The sequence below is a fragment of the Streptomyces sp. NPDC060205 genome, from assembly GCF_042728395.1.
GTDB lineage: Bacteria > Actinomycetota > Actinomycetes > Streptomycetales > Streptomycetaceae > Streptomyces.
Genome location: NZ_JBHWZP010000534.1, coordinates 1 through 4,036 on the forward strand (window position 1 = coordinate 1; position 4,036 = coordinate 4,036).

Sequence of the window (4,036 nt, forward strand, 5' to 3'; positions counted from 1 at the left end):
CCTAAAGGGGCGCGGGGAACTGCGCGAGCAACCCCCACCGGACCCGCACGTTCAGGGGCGCGGGGAACTGCGCAGTCTTTTGTCTTTTAGGGGCGCGGGGAACTGCGCGGCCAGCCCCCACCGGCCCGCACCCGGCGTCGATGCTCAGGCGGACGCCGCCAGCGCCGCGCGCAGCGCGGTGAGGCACGCGTCCACAGTCGCAGAGCCGGCCGCAGGCCCGTAGTGGTTGACCCGGATCATCTCCTTGGCCAGCGTCCCACCCCCCGCCGCCAACGGCAGCGAGCCGTCGACGGCCAACGCCGCGGCGACCAGCGCCGACGCGTCCACCCCGGCGGGCGTCCGCAACGTCGTGGCGACGGGCGCCGCGTCGGAGGCCTCGTACACATACGGCTCAAGCCCCACACCCAGCGCGAGCGCACCCGCCCGAGTCGCCGCAGCCGCCGCCGCGTGCCGCGCCATCACCGTCTCCAGCCCCTCCGACTCGATGCGCTCCACGCACGCCTCCAGCGCCAGCATCTCCAGCTGCGCCGGAGCGTGCAGAAGGACCTTGCGCCCGGCGTCGACCCACCGCTCCTTCCAGTCCAGGAGGGAGAGGTAGGAGCGCCGGGGCGCCTGCGGGTTCGCGGCCATCCGGGCCCACGCCCGCTCGCTGACCGACACCGCCGAGACCCCCGCGGGCCCGCCCATCGCCTTCTGCGCCCCGATCACGCACAGGTCCACGCCCCACGCGTCCAGCAGCACCGGCTCCGCGCCGACCGAGGCCACCGCGTCCAGGTAGAAGAGGGCGCCGTGGGCCCGTACGACCTCGCCGATCTCCGCGACCGGGTTCGTGTTCCCGGTCGCGGCCTCCGCGTGCACCAGGGAGACGAAGTCGATCCGAGGGTGCTCGGCGAGGGCGTCGCGGATCTGGTCGGCCGTGACCGCCGTGTGGAAGGGGACGGCCAGGTCGTGGACGGTGGCGCCGCAGTCCCTCAGCCAGTCGCCGAACGTCTGCCCGTACGGGCCGGTGATCACGTTGAGAGCCGTCGTACCGGGACCGGCCGCGCCGCGAATCGCCCCTTCCAGCGGAAGCAGCGCCTCACCCTGCATGATCACGACATCCTGTTCGGTGGAGAGCAGCCGCGCCACGCGGTCCTCGATCGCCGCGAAACGCGCGGCGCTCAGCGGTGCCAGGTCCAGAAAGGGATGGGTCACGGCGTTGCTCTCTTCACTCACGTTGCTCTCGGCGCTCACGTTGCTCCCGTCACTCACGGGGTAGGCAGCAACGAGCGTAACCGCCGTCCCGGCAGTCGCCCACCGGCGACTTCTGAGGTCGGACAGCCCAGCGGCCATGGGATTGGTTTGAGAGCCTCAAACCAATCCTTATAATCAGCAGTCACAGTTTCCCCACAGGAGGTCACCCCCGTGAAGATGGTCCCCGGGCGCCGAACCCGCATGCTGGCCGCCACCACCGCGACGGCCGGGCTGCTGCTCGTGTCCGGCTGCTCCTCGGACGACGACGGGGGCAAGAAGACCACCGCGGGCGGGGTCGAGCTCGTCAAGGCCGGACAGCTCACCACGTGCACGCACCTGCCGTACCCGCCGTTCCAGTCGGAGATCGACGGGAAGGTCCAGGGCTTCGACGTGTCGCTGGTCGATCTGGTCGCCAAGGACCTGGGCGTGAAGCAGGAGATCCTCGACCAGCCGTTCGAGAACTTCAAGACCGGTGGATCCCTCAACTCCGGCCAGTGCGACCTCGCCGCGGCCGGTATGACGATCACCGACGAGCGCAAGAAGAACGTCGACTTCTCCGACCCGTACTTCGAGGCCACCCAGGGGATCCTGGCCGACAAGAAGAGCGGCATCTCCTCCCTCGCGGACCTCAAGGGCAAGAAGGTCGGCGCGCAGGCGCAGACCACCGGCGAGGAGTTCGCGAAGAGCAAGGGCCTCAACCCGGTCTCCTTCGAGTCCTCGGACGCCCTCCTGAACGGCCTGCGCACCGGCCAGGTCAAGGCGGTCGTCATCGACTACCCGGTCGTCCAGGGCTGGCTGAAGGACAAGGCCAACGCCGCCGCCTTCGAGGTCGCCGACAACATCAACACCGGTGAGGAGTACGGCTTCACGATGAAGAAGGGCAACACCAAGCTCCTCGAAGCCGTCAACAAGGCGCTGGCGGACGCGAAGTCCGACGGCACGTACAAGAAGCTGTACGAGAAGTGGATCGGCCCGTACGACGAGACCGCCGCCTCCGCTTCGCCCGCCGCCTCCTGATGGCGGAGACCGACACCCGGATCCAGCCCCGCAGGCGCGGTCTGACCAGGAGCCAGAAGCGGACCGTGTCCCGGGGCATCCAGTACGCGGTGTTCGTCGCCGCGCTGATCGCCCTCGGGTTCACGGCCGACTGGGGACAGCTGCGGAACCAGTTCGCGCAGGTCGACCTGGCCGAGCGGATGTTCCCGGACATCATCACGCTGGCGCTGAAGAACACCGTCCTCTACACGGTGTCCGGCTTCGTCTTCGGCCTCGCCCTCGGTGTGGTCGTCGCGCTGATGCGGCTCTCCTCGGTCGGCCCGTACCGCTGGCTGGCCGGCATCTACATCGAGATCTTCCGCGGGCTGCCCGCCCTGCTGATCTTCATCTTCGTGGGCGTCGCCGTGCCACTGGCGTTCCCCGGCACGGAGATCCCCGGCGGCACGTACGGGAAGGTCGCGCTCGCACTCGGGCTCGTGGCCGCCGCGTACATGGCGGAGACGATCCGCGCGGGCATCCAGGCCGTCCCCAAGGGGCAGATGGAGGCGGCCCGTTCGCTGGGCTTCTCGCATGCGCGGGCCATGGTCTCCATCATCATTCCGCAGGCCTTCCGGATCGTGATCCCGCCGCTCACCAACGAGTTGGTCCTCCTCTTCAAGGACTCCTCGCTGGTGCTGTTCCTCGGGGTCACCCTGGAGGAGCGCGAACTGTCCAAGTTCGGCCGCGACCTGGCCAGCGAGACTGCCAACTCGACCCCGATCCTGGTGGCGGGCCTGTGCTACTTGCTGGTCACGATCCCGCTCGGGTTCGTCGTACGCCGCCTTGAGGCGAAGGCCGGGGAGGCCACCAAGTGAGCACCGAGAACCACGTGGGCACCACCGAGGACCGTGCTCCCGAGATCCGGGTCCGCGGGCTGCACAAGTCGTTCGGCGACAACGAGGTGCTGCGGGGGATCGACCTGGAGGTCGGCTCCGGCGAGGTCGTGTGCGTCATCGGCCCCTCCGGCTCCGGCAAGTCGACCCTGCTCCGCTGTGTGAACCTCCTGGAGGAGCCCACGAAGGGGCAGGTCTTCGTCGGCGGCACGGAGGTCACCGACCCGGACGTCGACATCGATGCCGTACGCCGCCGGATCGGCATGGTCTTCCAGCAGTTCAACCTCTTCCCGCACCTGACCGTGACCGACAACCTGACGCTGCCGCAGCGGCGGGTGCTGGGCCGCGACAAGGCGCAGGCGGCGGAGGTCGCCGCCGAGAACCTACGGCGGGTCGGGCTCTCCGAGAAGGCGACGGCCTACCCGGGCTCCCTCTCCGGCGGCCAGCAGCAGCGCGTCGCCATCGCCCGCGCGCTCGCCATGGGCCCCCAGGTGATGCTCTTCGACGAGCCCACCTCGGCACTCGACCCGGAACTGGTCGGGGACGTGCTCGCGGTGATGCGGATGCTCGCGGACGAGGGCATGACGATGATGGTCGTCACGCACGAGATGTCGTTCGCGCGCGAGGTGGCCGACCGGGTGGTCTTCATGGACGGCGGGGTCGTCGTCGAAGAGGGCGCTCCCGCGCGGGTCATCGGCAATCCGGCCCATGAACGAACCCGTCACTTCCTCTCCCGTCTGCTGGACCCGGCGATGGCGGAAGTGGAGGATGCTCCGCGGAAGTCGCCGTAGGGGTGTGGGCCGCGTCGACCTGCGGGTCCGGTGGGGGCCGTTCGCGCAGTTCCCCGCGCCCCTGAATGTGCGGGTCCGGTGGGGGTCGCTCGCGCCGTTCCCCGCGCCCCTCGGGGAGGGGCTGCGCCCCGTCCCACCCAGGGG

Annotated in this window: 4 protein-coding genes; 3 read left to right on the top strand and 1 reads right to left on the bottom strand. The window is 69.9% G+C overall.

Annotation, left to right across the window (positions count from 1 at the left end; all coding sequences use genetic code 11):
• Positions 1–144: 144 nt before the first annotated feature.
• Complete coding sequence (locus ACFWGJ_RS42495; RefSeq protein ID WP_387334320.1) at positions 145–1,194, bottom strand: pyridoxal-phosphate-dependent aminotransferase family protein; 1,050 nt, start codon at positions 1,192–1,194, stop codon at positions 145–147.
• 210 nt (positions 1,195–1,404) lie between these two features.
• Here ACFWGJ_RS42495 and ACFWGJ_RS42500 point away from each other — a divergent pair, with 210 nt between their 5' ends.
• Genes ACFWGJ_RS42500 through ACFWGJ_RS42510 form a run of 3 tightly spaced genes read left to right on the top strand, consistent with a single transcriptional unit; the run spans position 1,405 to position 3,892 of the window.
• Positions 1,405–2,250 (top strand): transporter substrate-binding domain-containing protein, encoded by an 846-nt coding sequence (locus ACFWGJ_RS42500; protein WP_387334321.1) that lies wholly within the window; start codon positions 1,405–1,407, stop codon positions 2,248–2,250.
• Positions 2,250–3,083 carry an amino acid ABC transporter permease gene (locus ACFWGJ_RS42505; protein ID WP_387334323.1) on the top strand — a complete coding sequence of 278 codons (834 nt, stop codon included), beginning with the start codon at positions 2,250–2,252 and terminating at the stop codon, positions 3,081–3,083. The genes ACFWGJ_RS42500 and ACFWGJ_RS42505 overlap by 1 nt, the downstream gene beginning before the upstream one ends.
• Positions 3,080–3,892, top strand: a complete 813-nt coding sequence (locus tag ACFWGJ_RS42510) for an amino acid ABC transporter ATP-binding protein (protein ID WP_387334322.1) — start codon at positions 3,080–3,082, stop codon at positions 3,890–3,892. The genes ACFWGJ_RS42505 and ACFWGJ_RS42510 overlap by 4 nt, the downstream gene beginning before the upstream one ends.
• Positions 3,893–4,036 lie beyond the last annotated feature (144 nt).